The sequence below is a fragment of the Rhizorhabdus antheiae genome (genome assembly GCF_049889055.1).
In the GTDB taxonomy this organism is placed as follows: Bacteria; Pseudomonadota; Alphaproteobacteria; order Sphingomonadales; family Sphingomonadaceae; genus Rhizorhabdus.
Map to the genome: position 1 here is coordinate 154,040 of NZ_JBLTWO010000008.1, position 17,414 is coordinate 171,453.

Consider the following 17,414-nt stretch of genomic DNA (forward strand, 5'->3'; position numbering starts at 1 on the left):
GCCAATGTCGGAGCGGTCCGTGGAACACTCTACCCCCTCGCGTCGCCAATTCCTTGTCGCCATCGGTGAGTTGGCGAGCGCGACCTGGGTCGCCATGAACTGGCCGCAAATTGCCGCCGCAGCGGAGCATGCCGGGCATGGCAGCCACGACGGCACCGAGCCGCCCACCAGCATCACCACCCTGACCGCCGCCGAAGCGGCCGAGGTCGACGCGATCGCGAACCAGATCGTTCCCGGCGGCGCCACGCCCGGCGCGCGGGACGCCCGCACCATCTATTTCATCGATAACGCGCTCGGCAGTTTCTTCGCGAAGCAACTGCCGGCCTTCCGGCAGGGCCTGACCGAGTTCAACAGCGCCTATGCCGCGCGCTACGGTGCCGACAAGCCGTTCTCGGCGGCTCCCGATGCGCAGCAGATCGCCTTCCTGCAAGAGGTCGACAAGACGCCCTTCTTCGCGGCCGTGCGACGGCTGACCGTGCTGGGCCTGCTCGCTCTGCCCAAATATGGCGGCAATCACGACTATCTGGGCTGGAAGCTGATCGGGGTGGAGAACCAGCATGCCTGGGAGCCCCCCTTTGGCTATTACGATCGGGATTATGCGGGGTTCGAACCCTATCCCGGCACCAAGATCATGACCGTCTGACGGAGCCCCGCATGCCGAGCAAAATATACAAGACCAGCGAGACAGTCGATTTCATCGTCGTCGGCTCCGGGGCCGCGGGCGGCATCGTGGCGCGGGAACTGGCACGCGCCGGCAACAGCGTCGTGATCATGGAGCAGGGGCCGCGCCTGGCGCCCGAAGAGTTCGAGCATGACGAGCTGAAGTACCGCAACCTCTCCGGCATTACCAACAATCCGGCCACCAATCCGCAGACCTTCCGCAACACTGCGAGCGAGAAGGCGGAACGCGTATCCGGTCGCAACCCGCTGACCTATGCACGCGTCGTCGGCGGCAGCAGCGCGCATTTCAACGCCAATTTCTGGCGCCTGCACGAGATCGACTTCATCGAGGGCAGCCGGTTTGGATCGATCCCGGGTGCGAGCCTGGTCGACTGGCCGATCACCTATGCCGAGCTCGAACCCTATTACACCAAGGTCGAATGGGAGGTCGGTGTCTCCGGCCTCGCCGGCGCGAGTCCGTTCGATCCGTGGCGCAGCAAGCCCTATCCGATGCCGCCCCTGCCGGTGAAGTCGTCCGGCGTGCTGTTCGAGCGCGGCGCGAAAAAGCTTGGCCTGCACCCGTTTCCCGCACCGATGGCGATCAACTCGACCTTCTACAAGGACCGCCCGCCCTGCGTGCAGTGCGGATTGTGCGGCGGCTTCGCCTGCGAGGTGATGGCCAAATCCTCATCGGTGTGGACCGTCATTCCCGAGGCCGAAGCGACCGGCAATTGCGAGGTGCGCTCCGACAGCTATGTATTCCGGATCGGGATGAACAAGGCTGGCCGGGCCACCGGCGTTCATTATTTCGATCGCGACAAGGTCGAACAGTTCCAGAAGGCCCGGGCCGTCGTCGTATGCGCCAACGGTTCGGAGACACCGAAGCTGCTGCTCAATTCCGCAACCAACGGGTTCGAACATGGTCTGGCGAACAGCAGCGGTGCGGTGGGCAGATATCTGATGTTCAACAAGGGCGGCGGCGCGGCGGCGCGGTTCGAACATCCGCTCAACGAGTATAAGGGTGCCAATGTCACCCGCATCCTGCATGACTTCTACGATAGCGATCCCAAGCGCGGTTTCTATGGCGGCGGCGGCTTCGATGCACGCTCCGGCGGTCCGCTGACCTGGGGGCAGACCGTACCCAAGGGGACGCCGAGCTGGGGTGCAGGATTCAAGGACTATATGGAGTCCTATACTTATTGGATGAACTGCTCGGGACATGGCACCTCACTGGCGCAGGAAAGCAACCGCATCGACATCGATCCCGAGCTGAAGGACGCCTGGGGCGTTCCGGCGATGCGGGTCACCTATCAGGACCACCCGGACGACGTGAAGCACGCGGCCTGGCAGGTCGAGCGCGCGGTGGAGATCATGGATGCGGCCGGCGCCAAGCAGATCGTTCCCGGAGAGGTCCGCGAAGCGAGCGGCGGCGTGCACCTGCTCGGCACATGCCGAATGGGGAACGACCCGAAGACCTCGGTGATCGACAAATATCACCGCACCCACGATGTGAAGAACCTCTTCCTGTGCGATGGTTCGAGCATGGTGACGTCGGGCCGCGGCCAGCCGACACAGACGATCGAAGCCCTGGCCTTCCGTGCCGGCGACTACATTTCGAGATTCGCGCGCGCCAACGAGATTTAGCGCGCCTTGTAACGGTCAACGCTCGACGACGGTATGAAGCCCAGAGGCCCGGGCGCGCGATGAGGTCGTGCCAGGTTTGGGAAGGACCCTGAGAGCAGTCTTTCCCGATCCCGGCCGCGATGGCGTCGCGTTGCCGGATCAGCGGGCGCCAGCCACGTCGTCATTCACCAGCAGGTCGACTGCCATATCGATCTTCGCTTCCGGCGATGCCGCGTCCGTGGCCGGAAGCGGCTCCGCTCCTTGCAGGTCGAAGCGATCCATGCCGACCGCTCCGCAGCCATAGGTCGCATTGTTGCGCCAGCTTGCCACTTGCATGCGTTTGGCGAGCTGCGGCTGATAGCGGCCGATGACAGCGCGACTGTCTTCGGGATGGGGCGCATAGGAAAGCTGATAGGCCTTGTTGCCATTCGACAATTTGGTGCCGGCAAAGGGGATGAAATCGCCGATGTAGAGGACTTCTCCGGCCCCGATATGGAAGACTGGTGCTCCGAAGCAGTTGCTGGTCAACGCCACATTGCCCAAAGCCATCGACGTCAGCACATAGTCGCCCGCCGTCAGGCGGACCACCTGCACCTCAAGCCCAGCTTTGCGGTCGCCGCTGAAGACGTCCCTGGTGTAGCTGGTCTTGTCACCCTTCTTCTTCCAATCCTTCGGCTGATAGATCAGCTCCCGTTTCTCGATATCGTACCGGGACAGGAAAAGCCCGCCGGGGCGACCGACCGACGTAGGGTCCGACCGGCGAAAGGCGAGTACCACTGCCCCCTCGTCCGGCTGCAGTTCGAACGGTGTTTCCGGCGGGATCTTCTTGCCGAAATAGAGAGCGCTTGCCCCTGTGACCGCCGCATCGAGGTTCATCGCGGGATCACTGATCTGCGTGAACTTCGTCCGTTCGGTGATCTTGCCTTCTACCGTGTCGGCGCCGATCATCTTGTCGAACCACGCCCGACGGTCCGGCTCGCGCATGGCGACCAGCTTGGCGGACTGTTCGGCCGATGGCTCGACCATTCTCCAACCCCGGATCAGAAGGCAGGAGCGGCGATTGATCCGCCGCTGCTCTCCCTGCACAATCATGCCGGCGATCAGGCCGCCCAGCGCGCCGCCGACACCCGCCGCCATGGGCGAGGTGACGGCAGGATCATAATTGTAGAAAATCGTGCCCGATGGGGTACGCGACCCCCGCGCGATCAGTCGGCAATCCTGCCACGCCTTGTCGAAGTCCGTGCGCGTCGCACCGGGCTTATTGTAATAGCGGTTCGGGTTGACGTCCCGTTCGGCATCCTTGGCAATGCTTTCCGGCGTATCGTCCGGATCCGGAGTGGGATTTTGGGCAACGGGCTTCGCATCCGTGCCCACACCCACGGGCATCATATATTGTGCTGACCCGACCTGTTCCAGCGCCAGGGCCAGAAACAGGGCAATCCCCTTCGTCTTATGCATGATACCCCTGTGAATCGGTCGCGGGATGGGCGCGAGGCTGCCCCGAGACATGACCACGATAGCCCGTCGCAGCTCTGGGAAAAGTGAGATCTACATCCGTTTTGGCATCATCATGCTCGAGACATCGAGAGGCCCGCAGAGCGATGCGGATTACGCCATTCAAAAAAAGGCGCCCCGGATGGAGCGCCCCATGGTCTGCGTTCGCCGGGGAGATCCCTGCCCGGCGCGCGGGCAGGGGTGTGGGATCAGAAGCGGGCGCCGAACTCCACGCCATGATAGCTGGGCATGCCCCTGGATGGTCGCCTTGGCCGCGCCATAGCCCCGCAGGTAGCTCGCACTGAGCATGATGTTGGGCTGGACCTTGTAGTGGAATGCAAAGCGCGGCGACACATCGTCCCACGACTTCTTGCCGCTGATGAAGTCGAGTACGCAGGAGTCGTAATTCTGGCCGGGGCTGTTGATCAATGGCTGCACATGCATGCGCTTGTCGTCCTTGCTGTAGCGGGCACCGGCCGATGCCGTCGGTTCGGGCTTGATGCGGAAGTCGACGCTGGCCTTGCGATAGGCGCCGACTGCGGTGAGCGTTCCGGTGCCGATCTGCTGCGACGGTTCGTCGATGTCAGCGGCCGCATGCGCGAACAGCTTTTCTGAGGACAGAGTCGCAAGCAGATTACTGGAAACCGGCGACCCGACCGAGCCCGAGCCCAGCGTCGCAGGAGCGCCCGGGCGCCTGATCGCCGGGCTTGCGTTCGTTCTCGCACTGGGCGGCGCCGCTTTTCTTCCCTTGTCCCGGTAGGTCGTCTGGCGGGCAGGGGGGATCGGCTGCCTTTGGGCTGGACGGATCACGGGATCCGAACGGCATCGATCCGCTTTCCGGCGCTCGTTGAATGAGTGCTGGAGCTGCCCGCCGGACAGTTCGCGCGCCGGCGGACAGCGCATTTGTCAGCGAGAGGCCCGAATCCGCCGTAATGGCTGTGCTCGATCCTGTGCCATTGGCGCTGATGGGGATCGGCCTGTTGGCCGTAGTGGCTTGTGCAGCGATATCGTCGACAAGCATGGACAAACTGCGGCAGGCATGTTGAAAATAGCCTCACTACCAGGGGGCTGGACTTATCTGGAGATGTGCCACCGAAAGCCGCCCCCTGCGCTGGTGCGTTCGCCGCTCTGATCCCATGTCTCACAGGAGCCTGCCATGATCTATCCCCGTTCAAGGACGATCGCTATTGCCCTTGCACTTGTTGCCGCAGGTGTCGGAACCGTCGCTGTTGCGGCATCTCCCGCCGATACCATTGCCGCGCGTCAGGCCAACTTCAAGAAGATGGGCGGCGCGATGAAGGTGATCAAGGACGAGCTGGCAGGCGGCGCGGATACGGCAAAGATGGCAGGCGCAGCAAAGACGATCGCTGCGGTGGCCCGCGCGCAAGTGCCGATGTTCCCCAAGGGGACCGGCCCCGGCGCGGGCGTGAAGACCGACGCCCTGCCTGCGATCTGGACCGACCGTGCCACGTTCGATGGCCATGCAAAGAAGCTGATCGTCGAGGCGGACAAGCTGGTGGCAGTAACCGGTGCCGGCAATGCCGCAGCAATCGCTGCACAGTTCAAGGCCGTCGGCAGCACATGTGGCGCCTGCCACAAGCAGTTCCGCGCCGACGACTGAGCGGGCCGGGAGCGTCATGGTGACGGAGAAAGTCCGCGTCTGGGATCCGCCTGTACGGCTGTTTCACTGGACACTGATCGGGCTGTTCGCCTTTTCGTGGTGGAGCGGTGAGAATCACGAGATGGAGTGGCACCGCACGTCGGGCCTTGCCGTGCTCGTACTGCTGCTGTTCCGACTTTTCTGGGGGCTTGCCGGATCCCGAACGGCGCGTTTCGCTCAGTTCATAAAGGGGCCCGGCACGGTGCTGGCCTATGCCCGCAAGGCGGCTGATGAGCAGCCGACCGATGGGCACAGTCCACTGGGCGGATGGAGCGTGGCGGCGCTGCTGCTCGTGCTGCTGACGCTGGTAACGGCGGGGCTCTTTTCCGTCGACGTGGACGGGCTGGAGTCCGGGCCGCTTGCCGATTATCTGAGCTTCGACGGCGGGCGCGCAGCTGCCGAGATTCACGAAACCGCGTTTAAGGCGGCTCTGGCGCTGATCGGCCTCCATATCAGCGCTATCATGTTCTACCAGGGGCTCGTCGGGCGCGACCTTCTCCTCCCGATGATCACAGGACGACGCGATCGTCAGTCGGGCGAAGATGTCGATGACGTGCGCTGGTCACCGGTGCGCGCGGCAATCGGCCTGGTGGTGATAGTGCTACTCGTCTGGGCGATATCGAAAGGTTTTCGCTTTACCGGCGCGGGTGGCATGTAAGAGCCGGCGTGCGTGAGGAGCAATTGGCGTCGGCCTTTTGCCACGAGGCCAACCGGCATCGCATGTTCCGTCACGCTTTCGCTGCCTCGATCCCGCTGAGTAAGCCAGGGAGCGCTGGCACCCCCGCAGCTTGCAGGCTGCAGGGGAACGCTGATCCTGGGTGATCCGCAGGACGATGTCGGATCACCGGCGAGGCGGAGTTGCCGTGCGGTCTGACGATCAGGCAGCGCGCCAGCCCGTCATGCGCGATGCGCCTGCGCGCGGCGTAGCCGATCCCTCCTGATGGCGGAAGCGGCCGACCTGCTCGGTCATGTCGGCGGCCTCGCCGGCCAGGCTGCGCGCGGCGGCGGTCGCTTCTTCGACCATGGCTGCGTTCTGCTGGGTGACGATGTCGAGTTCCGACATGGCGGAGTTGACCTGCCCCAGCCCCGACGCCTGCTGGCGCGAGGCATCGGCGATGTCGGCGATCAGTTCGCCCATTTCGGTGACCTGACGGGCGATCCGGTCGAGCGCGCTGCCGGCCGCGTTGACATGTTCGACGCCCGAGCGGACCTGCTCGGCCGACGCACCGATACGGTTCTTGATGTCCTTGGCGGCATCCGCCGAGCGCTGCGCGAGCGCGCGGACTTCGCTGGCGACGACCGCGAAGCCCTTGCCCGCATCGCCAGCGCGCGCGGCTTCCACACCGGCGTTCAGCGCGAGAAGGTTGGTCTGGAAGGAGATGCCGTCGATCACGGCGATGATGTCCGAAATCTCGTTCGAGGTGCGCTCGATTCCGCCCATCGCGTCGATCGCGCGGCGGACGACGTCGCTGCTGTCGGCGGCGTCGGCGCGTGCCTCGCTGGCGACTTCGGCGGCCTTGGCGCTCCCGGCGGCGGTCTCGCGGACCGTACTGGTGATTTCCTGCAGCGCGGCGGCGGTCTCCTCGAGCGAGGCGGCCTGCTGTTCGGTCCGGCGCGAGAGATCGTCGGCGGCCTTGCTGATTTCTTCGACGCCGATGCTCATCCGGTCGGCGGCGGTCGCGACCGAGGCGAAGGAGGAGCCGAGCGTTTCGATTGCCGCGTTGAAGCTGTGGCGCAGCGGCTCATAATCGGGCGCGAAGGCACCGTCGATCCGGCAGGTCAGGTCGCCCTTGGCGAGCGTCGCCAGCCGGTCGCGCAGCGTGTCGACGACGGTCATGGTGTGATTCTGGTTCTGGACGATGACGAGCAGATCGTCCGACGCCTCGACCGCTGCCGGGATCAGAGTGACCATCACCCGGATCACCTTGTCGTTGCGGTCGAGATTCCACCATTCGAACCGCGCATGACCTTCGCGCAGCGCCTGCGCGACGCGCAGCTTCACCTGTTCGGCGGCAGGGCGGCCATCGGCCTGCGTCGGCGCGGAGAAGGCGCCGGGGTCGCGACCGATGATCGCCGAACGCGGCCGGTCATAGACCCGCTCCGCTGCAGCATTGCATTCGATGAAGCGGCCTTGCGAGAGCAGCAGCATGGCATCGGGCGAATGGCGGAACATCGCCTCGGCAGTGCGGTTCTCAAGTGAAGGCTGGATATCTTCTTTCGACTTTTTCCACATGGCCCCTGCTTCCCGTCGTTGCGGTTCGAACGGGGACAGGTCGCAGCGAGAGGTTAATTTCCGGTTAGCCATCGCGAAGGCGCCGGATCGGTCCGGCGGCTGGGCGCCGATCGTCGCGCCCTAGTCCGGACCATCTGTCGGCAGCGGTGTGGCGGGCGTTGGCGGAGCCTCTTCCCGCTGGCGGGCGAGGTCCCGGTCATAGTCGATCGTCGCGGTGACTACCTTCTGCATCAGCGCCATTCTCTGGACGAGAGGCCGATCCGTGCGACCGATCATCACCGCCACGGCATAGGAGCGACCCTCTGGCGAGGTGAGGATGCCGACATCGTTATAGCCGGCCTGCTCGCCCTCCAGGATCTGCCCGGTGCCGGTCTTGTGCGCCAGCGTCCAGCCCGGTTTCAGCCCGCCCTTGAGCCGGTTGGCGCCGGTGCGCGTGTGGCTCATGATATCGAGCATCTCGTCGGTCGAGCGCTGTGAGAGCAGCCGCCCCTGTTTCAGCCTCGCCAGCGCGTCGACGATGCCAAGCGGCGATGCGCCGTCCATCGGATCGGCGGTATAGGCGTCGAAGGCCGCGCGGCGCGCCGGCCGGGGCAGCGCGTCCCGGGCCTCGTAGAAGCGGTTGCCGACCGCATAATCGGCTTTCCAGTCGAGACCCGCGACCTTCGCCTGGAGCGCGCGCTCGCCAGGCCCGAAGCGGATACCGGCGATTGCCTTGGCGGCGAGCGTCGCCCTAATGCTTCCCGGCCCGCCCACCTCGCGAAGCATCCGGTCGTTAGCGCTATTGTCGCTCTGCGTCAGCGCACGGACGACCAGATCGCGCGCATAGGTGCGATAGCCGCCAGGGCGGAGCGCGAGCGCGCGGACGGGCTGGTGGAACAGGGTGAGGTCGGCTCTCGTCAGGCTCACCTCCCGATCGAGCGACAGCGTGCCGCGGTCCACCTGGTCGAAGGCGGTCAGCGCGACCCACAGCTTGGACACGCTCTGCTGCGGGAACGGGTCGAGCCCGCGATGATCCGAGGTCCAGCCCGTCTGGACGTCACGGACCGCTATGCCGACATCACCGGCGAAGCTTCGGCCGAGGCGGGCGATGGTCCGGTCGAGCCTGCTCGCCGCGCTCGGCGGAATGGGAGTCAGGCTGACGAAAACGGGCCCTGCCGCGCGAGTAGCGGCACTGCGTTCGGCCAATATCGGACGGGGAAGCTGGGAGGCGTTGCGGCCTTTGTCCTCGTCTGCTGCAGAGCTGCAGGATGCGAGCATGAGGGGCAGGGCGGCGAGACAGGCCCCGCCCAGGCGCGATAGGAATGGCCATTCAGCCGTGCCGTTCACCCTCGTTCCGTCTCCTCATCCGGTAACGTCATGATGACAGACAGAAATTAGCCATTGCTGAACGGCCAGCGCAAGCCCCTTCAGAGGCCGGCGCGGGACTGAAGGCCGCTGGGTGCGATCAGCGTCTCGGCGGGCGCCGGCGCGGCGATCACCTGATATTTGCCGCTGCCGCCCTCCTTGACCCGCCAGTCGAAGCCATAGCTTTCGAGCTGCTCGTTCACCCAGGCTGCGGGCGCTGCCGCACCGTCGATATCGGTGCCGGTCGACTTGGCGAGATAGATGCGGCCGAGGCGCTCCAGCACGTCCGCCCTCGATAGCTGAGACGGCCGAAGGACATCGCCGGAGGGAGACGCCTCGGACCCCGCTACGGCATTCTGGGCTGCCAGTTCGCGTTCCGCGCGGCGCGCGATAAGCTGGATGAGCAGTTGCTGCGAATTGCCTGCCGCCGGTACGCCTTCTGCCAGCGCGAGACGGCGAAGGTCTGTCTCGACCGAGCGCGCGGTTGCCGCAAGTTGGCGGCTGTCGTCGCGAACGGCGTTGCTGGCTTCGACGAATTCGATGATCCGGAATGCCAGCGCGAGGATGATCAGCGCGATCAGCGCCGACATCGCCGCGATCGGCCGGCCCGGTCGTCCGAAATGAAAGGAAGATATCATTATAGCAAGGGCGAGGAGCATGCTCCCGCCGCACATAAGCATCGCAATCACACTACGCCCCCTGAACAACAGTCTTAACCATATGTCCGATTCTCTTGCGGGGCAAATGGCGCGCAACTGAAATGCTGCTGTAACAATAGCGGACGAAGGCCGGGTTCTTCGGAAGGAAGGTCGCGGCGGACTATGGCGTCAGGGAAGAAGGGCGGGCCTGCGCGGCCGGCGATGAACGACGAGCTTCGCGAGGAGATCGCAGCCCTGCTGCTCGACGGCATGGCGCCCGATGCGGTGGCGCGCCGCATCTCGTCTCTGGGCCATCCGCTCGCGATCGCCGAGGCCGAGGTCTCGCGCGCCGTGAAGAGCCCCTATTTTCGGGGTGCCAGGCAGTTGCGCTGGCGCCTCGGAAAGTGGCGCTGGGTCATGGAGAATCAGGCGCGGTTGGGGTCGGGCGACCCCGACCAGCTGACGCTGCCGGTTCTGTCGGCCGATGCGCTCAAGGCATTCCATCGCGATCATTATGTCGCGAACCGCCCGGCGGTTTTGCGCGGTCTGACCGACCACTGGCCGGCGCGTCGTCTCTGGTCGCTCGACCATCTCGCGAAGCGGCTGGCAGGGCGGCAGGTGCGGGTGCAGTGGAATCGCTCGTCAGCGCAGGATTATGAGCGCAATGTCGAACGGCACGCGACCACCCGACCCTATGAAGAGATCGACAGGCGCCTGCGCGATCCCGAGCCGAGCAACGACTTCTATGTGACGGCCAACAATGCCGATGAGAACCGGAGCGCCTTCGCGCCGCTGTTCGACGAGGTCGGCGAGATGCCTGACCTGCTCGCGCCCGGCGGAGCGCGTGCCGGCTTCGTCTGGATCGGCCCGCGCGGGACGGTGACCCCATGGCATCATGACCTGACCAACAATCTGCTGCTCACGCTGGTGGGTCGCAAGCGGGTGCGTCTCGTCGCTCCCCATGACACACCGAAGATGCGCAACGACGTCCACTGCTTCAGCCGGTGGAGTACCGAGGACCTGCCTCCTGGGCCGGCGGAAGGCGACAAGCCGGCGGTGCTCGAATGCGAACTCGCGCCCGGCGATGCCCTGTTCCTGCCGATCGGCTGGTGGCACCATGTGGAGGGTCTCGACCCGCATATCGGCATGTCGTTCACCGCGTTCCGCTGGGACAATGATTTCTACTCTTCCTATCGCAGCTATCGGGTGGAGTAGCTTCTCCTGCGGGCGGAACGATCCAAGCCGGATGCCGTTGACCAAAAGGGTCCGGGCCCTTTTGCCCAGGTGGGAGAGAGACGATGAACGAGACCTTTGACGAGCCTCACGGCGAAGCCGGGCACAGCCTGATCCTGGGCAGCCGCGTCAACGGCACCCCGGTGTTCGATCGCGACGGCGAGCGGATCGGCCATGTCGACGATCTGTCGATCGAACGAAAGACCGGGCGCATCGCTTATGCGATCATGTCCTTTGGCGGTTTCCTGGGGATCGGCGAGAAATTCCATCCCATTCCCTGGTCGCTGCTCGACTATGATCCGGCGCAGGACGGCTATGTCGTGTCGCTCGACCGGTCGGTGCTGGAAGGCGCGCCCAATTACAGCCGTGAGGAACTGGTCGATCTGGGGGGCGCCAGCGTCACCCAATATGACCAGCGCATCTTCGAATATTACGGCCCCTATGGCCCGTTGCCTTATATCTGAGCCCGGTTTGCCAAGCGCGTGGCGGGCTACAGCCTGGCGCGCTATGGCGACCGGATGACGGAGATCGGGACCGGATATATCGTCGATGCGCTCTGCGCGGCGAAGGACGAGCGAAAGCGGCTGCCCTTCGTGGTCGGGATCGCCGGATCGCAGGGCAGCGGCAAATCCACCCTGGCGCACGAGATCGAGGCGGCACTTCTGTCGCGCGGGCTGCGCGTCGCGAAGCTGTCGATAGACGATCTTTACCTGCAGCGCGTCGAGCGCGAGCGGCTGGCGCTAGACGTTCATCCGCTGCTCGCGGTGCGCGGCGTCCCCGGCACGCATGACGTGGCGCTCGGCCACGCGGTGATCGATGCGTGCGGTCGGCCGGGAAGCGTCAGCCTGCCGCGCTTCGCCAAGGAGAGGGACGATCGGCTGCCGGCCGAGCAGTGGAATCAGGTCGAGGGGCAGCTCGACATCCTGCTGTTCGAAGGCTGGTGCGTGGGCGCCGTGCCGCAGGACGATGCTGCCCTCGACCGGCCCGTCAACATATTCGAGCGCAAGCAGGATGCGGACGGGCGCTGGCGTCGCTGGGTAAACCAGCGGCTTGCCAAGGACTATGCAGGCCTGTTCGCGCGCATCGACTGGCAGATATTTCTGGCTGCGCCGTCCTTCGACGTGGTGGCCGGGTGGCGACGGGAGCAGGAAGAGGCGCTGCGACGCCGACTTTCCGAGGCCGGCGACTCTACCGATGGGACGATGGACGATGCCGGGATCGACCGCTTCGTCCAATATTATCAGCGCATTACCGAGCATATGCTGGCCGATATGCCCGGGCGCGCCGACCTGACTATCGAGCTCGATCGCCAAAGAGGGATGCGGCTTCGATTATCACATTGATTTGGCGGGCCTTGCGTGAAAGGTCGGCATCATGACCGAGACGACAAAGCCCCTGCGCGTGAAAAGCGATGACGGACTCATCCTTGCGGGGGAGGTCGGCGGACCCGAGGGGGCGCCGACGGTCGTCATGCTGCACGGCGGGGGCCAGACCCGGCACAGCTGGTCGGGTACGATGGAGCAGCTGATCGCGCGTGGCTATCATGTCGTGAACTATGACGCGCGCGGCCATGGCGACAGTGGTTGGTCCCCGAAAGCCGCCTATCATGTCACCGACCTGGCGAACGATCTGCGGGCGGTGCTGCGCGGGGTGGGACGGCCCGTGGCCCTGGTGGGCGCGTCGATGGGTGGGATGACCGCCTTCTACGCGGTCGGCAGCAGCCCGGAGCCGATCGCCGACGCGCTCGTCATGGTCGACATCACGTTGCGTCCTGCGGCGGAAGGCGCGCAGCGCATCGCGGCTTTCATGAACGCGCACCTCGATGGTTTCGGCTCGGTCGAGGAAGCCGCCGATGCGGTGTCGGCCTATTATCCCGAACGGCCGCGCCCCAAGGATATCAGCGGACTGCGCAAGAATCTGCGCGAGGGCCCGGATGGCCGCCTCTACTGGCATTGGGATCCCAAGATGCTGAGGCCGACCGCACGCCCCGAACCGCCGCGCTTCGCCGAGGCGCTGCGCTCTGTGGCCGGAAAGGTCACCCTGCCGGTTCTTCTCGTGCGCGGCGGCAAGAGCGACATCGTCGATGAGGAGGGCGTGGCCGAGATGCAGCGGCTGGTGCCGCAGACCGAGGTCTACGACGTGGCCGGGGCCGGCCACATGATCGCGGGCGATCGCAACGACAGTTTCAGCGCGGGGCTGATCGCCTTCCTCGACCGGATCATGCCGGTCGAGACGCGTTGAACGAAGTCTCAGCCCTCGCCGACCGGTAGATCGGCCAGTTCGTCCGGCTTCGGTCCTCCCGTCGCCCAGTCGATCAGCTGAACCGCATGGACGACCGGGCGGGCGCTGCGCATCCCGATCTGGACCGCGCAGCCGATATTGCCGGTCGCGACCAGATCGGCCTCAAGCCGGTCGAGATTGGCGACCTTGCGGTCGCCGAGGCGGCCGGCCAGGTCGGGCTGGAGGATGTTGTAGGTTCCCGCAGATCCGCAGCAGAGATGGGCCTCGGCCGGCATCACCACCCGATAGCCCGCAGCCGCGAGCAGCTTGCGGGGGACGTCGGGCAGCTTCTGGCCATGCTGGAGCGAGCAGGCGCCATGATAGGCGACGGTAACGCCCGACCGCTGAGGCGCGGGCAGGTCGAGGGGAGCCAGAAACTCACTGATATCGCGGGCAAGGGCGGAAACCCGCGCGGCCCGATCGGCGTAGGCGGGATCCTCCCGCAGCATGAAGCCATAGTCCTTGATCGTCGTGCCGCAGCCCGACGCCGTGATCAGGATGGCATCGAGCCCGTCCGCCTCGATCAGGCGCGACCAGGCGTCGACATTGCGCCGCGCGGCCTCCAGTGCTGCCTCTTCCTTGCCCATATGGTGGACGAGCGCGCCGCAGCAGACTTCGCCCGGCGCAGGCGCTACCCGATAGCCGAGGCGCGCGAGCAGGCGTAGTGTCGCGGCACGGATTTGCGGACGGAGAACGGGCTCGGCGCAGCCTTGCAGCAGGGCGACGCGGCCGATGGGATTTTCAGGAGCCGCTTCCGATTGCATCGGTGTCGGCCTGTTGCGGGGCGCCAGTTCGAGCATGGCGGCCAGCGGCCGGGTTTGCGACGTTCGCCTGAACAAGGGGGCCAGCGGTCGGACGAGGCGTGCCAGTCCCAGAGCGAGGCGGAATCGGCGCGGATAGGGCAGCACCGCAGCGAGCAGCGCCCGGATCGCCCGCTCCGCCAGCGGGCGGCGATAGCGGCGTTCGATATAGACGCGCGCATGGTCGACCAGGTGCATGTAGTTCACGCCCGAGGGGCAGGTCGTCATGCAGGACAGGCAGGACAGGCAGCGGTCGATATGCTTGACCACCTGCGGCGTCGGCTCGGCCTCCGTTTCCAGCATGTTCTGGATCAGGTAGATGCGGCCGCGCGGGCTATCGAGTTCGTCGCCGAGCAGCACATAGGTCGGGCAGGTCGCGGTGCAGAAGCCGCAATGGACGCATTTGCGGATCACGGCTTCGGCGACCGCCGTCGCGGGATCGGCGAGCTGTTCGGGGGTGAAGTCAGTCCTCATCGTCGTGATCCAGAAAGCGCCCGCTTTCGAAGATGTCGGCGGGGTCGAAGGCGCGGCGCACGCGGCGTTCGAGCGCCATGACGCCGGACGGGCGGGGATGTTCGAAGGGAGTGCGCGTGCGCAGCTCGGCAGGCGCCCGGATCAGCGTCGCCTGACCGCCGAGCTCCGCCGTCATGGACCGGATATGCTCGGCGGGGGCGTCGCTGGCCAGCCAGAGCAGGCCGCCGGCCCAGTCCATCAGCCAGCGGCCTGTGCCGGCGCCCAGCCGCTCGATGAGGGCGGGGGACTGGTGCGCGGGAAGGCTGACCCGCCAGAGGATCGGCGTATCGCTAAGCGGTGCGGCGATGCGGACGGCGTTCCAGCAGTCGGCCTGCTCAGCGTCGGACAGGGGGCGCGGCTTTCCGTGGTCGCGCAACAGGTCCGGCAAGGCGAGGCACCGCGCTTCGACCGAGGGAGCGAAGCCCTGCACGCGCAGAAGCGTCAGCGAGGGCCGGTCGCCATCGACGGGCAGATGTGCCGCCGCCGATACGTCGCACGGGCCGCCCAGCGCGCAGGCCATCGCCCGATGGGCGGCGGCCGGCGAAAGCCCTTCGATCGCGAGCGTGCGGACCATGCGCGGGCGGGGCAGGACCTTCAGCGTCATCTCGGTGACGGCGGCAAGCCGGCCCCAGCTGCCGGCGATCAGCTTGGGCAGGTCATAGCCGGTGACATTCTTGACCACCTTCCCGCCCGCCACGAAGCGTTCGCTGCGCCCCGAAATGGCGGTAAGGCCGAGCAGATGATCGCGCGGCGCGCCGGCGGTGAGGCGGCCGCTGCCTGCCGTTCCCGAAAGCACCGCGCCGCCGATGGTGCCACAGCCGGCAGGCTCGCCGAACAGCGGTGACGGGTCGAACGGCTCGAAAGCGAGCATCTGCCCATGATCGGTGAGCAGCGTCTCGATCTCGGCGAGGGGTGTCGCGGGCCTGACGGTCAGGACGAGTTCAGGCGGGTCATAGTCGACGATGCCGGTGAACGCCGTGAGGTCGACGATGTCCGCCTCGCGCGGCGCGCCCATGACGCGGCGGGTGCCTCCGGCGCGCAGTTCGAGCGTGCGATGATGCGCGGCGGCGTCGACGAACAGCGCCGCCAGCTGGTCTTCATCGGTGGGACGGTGGGTGAGGGGCATCAGAAGCGCGGCAGATCGGGATGGGGCAGGGCGCCGCGATGGACATGCATCCGGCCGAGTTCGGCGCAACGGTGAAGCGTCGGGAACATCTTGCCCGGATTGAGCAGCAGGGCGGGATCGAAGGCGCACTTCACCCGCTGCTGGTGGGCGAGATCGACCTCGCTGAACATCTCGGGCATCAGGTCGCGCTTCTCGACGCCGACGCCATGTTCGCCCGTGAGAACGCCGCCCATCTCTACGCAGAGGCGGAGGATATCGTTGCCGAAGGCCTCGGCGCGTTCGAGCTGCCCTTGCTCATTGGCGTCGTAGAGGATCAGCGGGTGGAGGTTGCCGTCGCCCGCGTGGAAGACATTGGCGACGCCGAGGCCATAGCGCTCGGACAAAGCGGCCATCCGCTCGAGCACCTCGGGGAGACGTCGGCGGGGAATGGTGCCGTCCATGCAATAATAATCGGGGGCCAGCCGGCCGACCGCTGGAAAGGCGGCCTTGCGTCCCGCCCAGAAGGCCAGCCGTTCGGCCTCGTCGCGTGACGCCCGGATCGACGAGGCGTCATGGCCGGCGGCGATCTTCGCTACCTCCTCGGCCAGATGGCCGCATTCGGCTTCCGGGCCGTCGAGTTCGACGATCAACAGCGCCTCGGCATCGAGCGGATAACCGACGTTGACGAAGGCCTCGGCGGCGTGGATGGCGGGCCGGTCCATCATCTCCATGCCGGCCGGGATGATGCCGGCGGCGATGATGTCGGCGACGCATTGACCGGCGCTGGCGACCGACGGGAAGCCGATCAGCAGCGCCTGCGCGGTCTGCGGACGCGGCAGGATCCGGACGGTGACTTCGGTGACGATGCCGAGCAGGCCTTCGGAGCCGACCACGACGCCGAGGAGATCGAGCCCGGCGGGGTCGAGATGGCGGCCGCCGAGCCGGAGCACCTCACCCTCCATCGTCACCAGTTCGACACCGAGGACATTGTTCGTTGTCAGGCCATATTTGAGGCAGTGGACCCCGCCCGAATTCTCGGCGACGTTGCCGCCGATGGTGCAGGCGATCTGGCTGGACGGGTCTGGCGCATAATAGAATCCGCGCTCTTCGACCGCCCGGGTGATCGCCAGATTGGTGACACCCGGCTGGACGACGGCGATCCGGTCGACATAGTCGACGTCGAGGATGCGGTTGAAGCGGGCCATGCCGACCAGCACGGCGTCGGCCAGCGGGAGCGCACCGCCCGAAAGCGACGTGCCGGCACCCCTGGGGACGACTTTGACATTTTCGGCATGGCAGTAGCGCAAGACCCGGCAGAGCTGGTCGACGGTTTTGGGCAGCACGACGGCTAACGGGGGCTGGCGATAGGCGGTCAGCCCATCGCTCTCATAGGGACGGAGTTCGGCGGGATCGTCGATCACCCCTTCGCCGGGGACGATCGCGCGCAGGGCGGCGACGATGGTGCCGCGTTGCTGCAGCGTCCGGCTGTCGGGCTCCGGCATTTTCAAAGACATCCGCTCTCCCCTGCCGTCGCTGCCGGAACGCAGAAGCGCACCCGTCGACGTCCGATTCGCGATATCCCCGGATCCGGACAGTGCCAAGCTGCTGCTTTGGCGGGCTGGAATTGGTCGTGCCTCTTGCTGATCGCCGCGAAGCCCTTGCGTTGATTGGCAAAAAATGGCGGAAATCCTGCCATGACCGAGTGAGCCGGACGAGATTCCACGACGTTTGGCCGTTGCGGGAATCCGGCAATCGTGAAAATGGCATCCGCCGCCGTAACATGATACTGGGCGGGCATAGCGGTCGAGGGGGCTCGACGGCTTAGCTGGGT

16 protein-coding genes are annotated in these 17,414 nt (G+C 65.9%); 8 read left to right on the plus strand and 8 right to left on the minus strand.

Going from position 1 to position 17,414, the window contains the following annotated elements; genetic code table 11:
• Positions 1-19: 19 nt before the first annotated feature.
• Positions 20-643: a gluconate 2-dehydrogenase subunit 3 family protein gene (locus ACNI3R_RS15610; protein ID WP_426184972.1), complete on the plus strand. Its 624-nt coding sequence runs from the start codon at positions 20-22 to the stop codon at positions 641-643.
• 11 nt (positions 644-654) lie between these two features.
• The gene (locus ACNI3R_RS15615) at positions 655-2,304 is read left to right on the plus strand and encodes a GMC family oxidoreductase (protein ID WP_426184974.1); all 1,650 of its coding nucleotides are present in this window, start codon (positions 655-657) and stop codon (positions 2,302-2,304) included.
• 138 nt (positions 2,305-2,442) lie between these two features.
• Here the strand turns inward: ACNI3R_RS15615 and ACNI3R_RS15620 are convergent, their stop codons facing one another.
• Together ACNI3R_RS15620 and ACNI3R_RS15625 are read right to left on the minus strand one after the other, a co-directional pair.
• Positions 2,443-3,741: a hypothetical protein gene (locus ACNI3R_RS15620; RefSeq protein WP_426184976.1), complete on the minus strand. Its 1,299-nt coding sequence runs from the start codon at positions 3,739-3,741 to the stop codon at positions 2,443-2,445.
• 159 nt (positions 3,742-3,900) lie between these two features.
• Positions 3,901-4,587, minus strand: a complete 687-nt coding sequence (locus ACNI3R_RS15625) for a hypothetical protein (RefSeq protein WP_426184978.1) — start codon at positions 4,585-4,587, stop codon at positions 3,901-3,903.
• A gap of 346 nt (positions 4,588-4,933) precedes the next feature.
• Here ACNI3R_RS15625 and ACNI3R_RS15630 point away from each other — a divergent pair, with 346 nt between their 5' ends.
• Both ACNI3R_RS15630 and ACNI3R_RS15635 read left to right on the plus strand, forming a co-directional pair.
• The gene (locus ACNI3R_RS15630) at positions 4,934-5,398 is read left to right on the plus strand and encodes a c-type cytochrome (protein ID WP_426184980.1); all 465 of its coding nucleotides are present in this window, start codon (positions 4,934-4,936) and stop codon (positions 5,396-5,398) included.
• Positions 5,399-5,414: 16 nt separating this feature from the next.
• Positions 5,415-6,095, plus strand: coding sequence for a cytochrome b/b6 domain-containing protein (locus ACNI3R_RS15635; protein ID WP_426184982.1), 681 nt, complete (start codon positions 5,415-5,417; stop codon positions 6,093-6,095).
• A gap of 219 nt (positions 6,096-6,314) precedes the next feature.
• Here the strand turns inward: ACNI3R_RS15635 and ACNI3R_RS15640 are convergent, their stop codons facing one another.
• From ACNI3R_RS15640 to ACNI3R_RS15650, 3 genes are all read right to left on the minus strand, one after another.
• On the minus strand, positions 6,315-7,670 hold the full coding sequence (locus ACNI3R_RS15640) for a methyl-accepting chemotaxis protein (RefSeq protein WP_426184984.1): 1,356 nt from the start codon (positions 7,668-7,670) through the stop codon (positions 6,315-6,317).
• Between the two features lie 120 nt (positions 7,671-7,790).
• The gene (locus ACNI3R_RS15645; RefSeq protein ID WP_426184986.1) at positions 7,791-8,996 is read right to left on the minus strand and encodes a serine hydrolase; all 1,206 of its coding nucleotides are present in this window, start codon (positions 8,994-8,996) and stop codon (positions 7,791-7,793) included.
• Positions 8,997-9,076: 80 nt separating this feature from the next.
• Positions 9,077-9,604 carry a hypothetical protein gene (locus ACNI3R_RS15650; protein ID WP_426184988.1) on the minus strand — a complete coding sequence of 176 codons (528 nt, stop codon included), beginning with the start codon at positions 9,602-9,604 and terminating at the stop codon, positions 9,077-9,079.
• A 270-nt stretch (positions 9,605-9,874) separates the two neighbouring features.
• Between ACNI3R_RS15650 and ACNI3R_RS15655 the strand changes: the two genes are divergently transcribed.
• The 4 genes from ACNI3R_RS15655 (at position 9,875) to ACNI3R_RS15670 (ending at position 13,126) form a co-directional block, all read left to right on the plus strand.
• Positions 9,875-10,867 carry a cupin-like domain-containing protein gene (locus tag ACNI3R_RS15655; protein ID WP_426184990.1) on the plus strand — a complete coding sequence of 331 codons (993 nt, stop codon included), beginning with the start codon at positions 9,875-9,877 and terminating at the stop codon, positions 10,865-10,867.
• An 83-nt stretch (positions 10,868-10,950) separates the two neighbouring features.
• Positions 10,951-11,349 carry a PRC-barrel domain-containing protein gene (locus tag ACNI3R_RS15660; protein WP_426184992.1) on the plus strand — a complete coding sequence of 133 codons (399 nt, stop codon included), beginning with the start codon at positions 10,951-10,953 and terminating at the stop codon, positions 11,347-11,349.
• A gap of 18 nt (positions 11,350-11,367) precedes the next feature.
• A complete protein-coding gene (locus ACNI3R_RS15665; protein ID WP_426184994.1) occupies positions 11,368-12,228 on the plus strand; it encodes a kinase in 861 nt (286 codons plus the stop codon).
• A 31-nt stretch (positions 12,229-12,259) separates the two neighbouring features.
• On the plus strand, positions 12,260-13,126 hold the full coding sequence (locus tag ACNI3R_RS15670) for an alpha/beta fold hydrolase (protein WP_426184996.1): 867 nt from the start codon (positions 12,260-12,262) through the stop codon (positions 13,124-13,126).
• Between the two features lie 8 nt (positions 13,127-13,134).
• Here ACNI3R_RS15670 and glcF read toward each other — a convergent pair whose 3' ends face one another.
• Genes glcF through ACNI3R_RS15685 form a run of 3 tightly spaced genes read right to left on the minus strand, consistent with a single transcriptional unit; the run spans position 13,135 to position 17,097 of the window.
• Positions 13,135-14,439 carry a glycolate oxidase subunit GlcF gene (glcF, locus tag ACNI3R_RS15675; protein ID WP_426184998.1) on the minus strand — a complete coding sequence of 435 codons (1,305 nt, stop codon included), beginning with the start codon at positions 14,437-14,439 and terminating at the stop codon, positions 13,135-13,137.
• A complete protein-coding gene (locus ACNI3R_RS15680; protein ID WP_426185000.1) occupies positions 14,429-15,604 on the minus strand; it encodes an FAD-binding protein in 1,176 nt (391 codons plus the stop codon). The genes glcF and ACNI3R_RS15680 overlap by 11 nt, the downstream gene beginning before the upstream one ends.
• Entirely contained in the window at positions 15,604-17,097 is a 1,494-nt protein-coding gene (locus tag ACNI3R_RS15685; RefSeq protein WP_426185002.1) for an FAD-linked oxidase C-terminal domain-containing protein, read from the minus strand. Before ACNI3R_RS15685 ends, ACNI3R_RS15680 begins: the two co-directional genes overlap by 1 nt.
• Positions 17,098-17,414 lie beyond the last annotated feature (317 nt).

Excerpts from the sequence above, each read along its gene's own strand:
- glcF (WP_426184998.1), bottom strand. The coding sequence starts at position 14,439 with ATGAGGACTGACTTCACCCCCGAACAGCTCGCCGATCCCGCGACGGCG.
- ACNI3R_RS15650 (WP_426184988.1), bottom strand. The coding sequence starts at position 9,604 with ATGTCGGCGCTGATCGCGCTGATCATCCTCGCGCTGGCATTCCGGATC.
- ACNI3R_RS15685 (WP_426185002.1), bottom strand. The coding sequence starts at position 17,097 with ATGTCTTTGAAAATGCCGGAGCCCGACAGCCGGACGCTGCAGCAACGC.
- ACNI3R_RS15620 (WP_426184976.1), bottom strand. The coding sequence starts at position 3,741 with ATGCATAAGACGAAGGGGATTGCCCTGTTTCTGGCCCTGGCGCTGGAA.
- ACNI3R_RS15615 (WP_426184974.1), top strand. The coding sequence starts at position 655 with ATGCCGAGCAAAATATACAAGACCAGCGAGACAGTCGATTTCATCGTC.
- ACNI3R_RS15655 (WP_426184990.1), top strand. The coding sequence starts at position 9,875 with ATGAACGACGAGCTTCGCGAGGAGATCGCAGCCCTGCTGCTCGACGGC.
- ACNI3R_RS15680 (WP_426185000.1), bottom strand. The coding sequence starts at position 15,604 with ATGCCCCTCACCCACCGTCCCACCGATGAAGACCAGCTGGCGGCGCTG.
- ACNI3R_RS15670 (WP_426184996.1), top strand. The coding sequence starts at position 12,260 with ATGACCGAGACGACAAAGCCCCTGCGCGTGAAAAGCGATGACGGACTC.
- ACNI3R_RS15640 (WP_426184984.1), bottom strand. The coding sequence starts at position 7,670 with ATGTGGAAAAAGTCGAAAGAAGATATCCAGCCTTCACTTGAGAACCGC.
- ACNI3R_RS15660 (WP_426184992.1), top strand. The coding sequence starts at position 10,951 with ATGAACGAGACCTTTGACGAGCCTCACGGCGAAGCCGGGCACAGCCTG.
- ACNI3R_RS15635 (WP_426184982.1), top strand. The coding sequence starts at position 5,415 with ATGGTGACGGAGAAAGTCCGCGTCTGGGATCCGCCTGTACGGCTGTTT.
- ACNI3R_RS15630 (WP_426184980.1), top strand. The coding sequence starts at position 4,934 with ATGATCTATCCCCGTTCAAGGACGATCGCTATTGCCCTTGCACTTGTT.